Annotated in this window: 1 protein-coding gene; it reads left to right on the forward strand. The window is 72.7% G+C overall.

Annotation, left to right across the window (positions count from 1 at the left end; genetic code table 11):
• On the forward strand, positions 1–260 hold a 260-nt coding region (locus tag SAZ04_RS22405), incomplete at both ends, for a hypothetical protein (RefSeq protein ID WP_332699876.1).

Raw genomic sequence — 260 nt, forward strand, 5'->3', positions numbered from 1 at the left:
GGCTCGGTGCGCCGACTTCCTCTCCCGACGAGCTGACTGAGGCCGGTGTGAGCGGGGGTCCCGCGGACGCGGCGAAGCGAGCGGAGTCGTCCCGGCTGTTCGTGATCCTCGTCGGGCTCGCCGCTGCCGTGATCGTCGTCCTGGGGCTGCGGCAGCTGTCGGACATCGTGGGCCCGGCGTTCCTGGCGCTCGTCCTGGTCCTCGGCACGCAGCCGATTCGGCTCGGCCTGCAGCGGCACGGGGTCCCGGGCTGGATCTCT

It is taken from the genome of Halalkalibacter lacteus (assembly GCF_036663595.1).
In the GTDB taxonomy this organism is placed as follows: Bacteria; Bacillota; Bacilli; order Bacillales; family Bacillaceae_D; genus Halalkalibacter; species Halalkalibacter lacteus.